A 589-nucleotide genomic window follows, 5' to 3' on the forward strand; every position below is an offset into this window, starting at 1 on the left:
ATATCAGACATATGCAGGGGCAGCGCGCCGTAGCGTGATGCGGATTCGTACTCATGGGTTGAGTTGAAGGGTGTGCTCGCTAAGACTTGTCACACCCTGATTTCTATTTCATTGCGGCTTAGCTAGCGATGAGTTGCTTAACAATCTTGTTAAAGTGGCGAGCAAAAAGATAGTGGGTTTCACTTTTCAGACGGGTAAAGTGAGTCGTATTGAGGTGCTTTGATAGCAGCTCAGCGGCTTCTAGGGGAATAACATCATCATGTTCGCCGTGCCAGAATTGATATTCTGTTCGACAATTTTTTACCGAAAAGGCAAGAGCACTGAAGCTAAGCTTTAGTTCTTCTGCCCAAATACCAACACCTTGCTTAGCCGATTGCTTGAGATTAGCGGTTGAATAGTTTCGATATTGACTTGTTTTTAACAAGTTAATATCTGCAGCACGACCTTCAAGTGTGGGGCGAATATAGTTCAACTGCTGGGAATAAAAGTGTTCGATGTCTTTTCCAACAGCCATTTTTAAAATGGGTTCGATCAAAAATGGAGCAAACTTTAGACTTCGATTAACGGCCGTTACGAGTGAAGGGATGTT

At 43.3% G+C, this 589-nt stretch carries 1 protein-coding gene; it reads right to left on the reverse strand.

Annotated features, from left to right (window positions below; all coding sequences use genetic code 11):
* Positions 1-118: 118 nt before the first annotated feature.
* Positions 119-589: hypothetical protein (locus A3729_RS06760; protein WP_231877367.1), on the reverse strand; the 471-nt coding region annotated here is incomplete at its 5' end.

The organism is Oleiphilus sp. HI0043 (assembly GCF_001634935.1).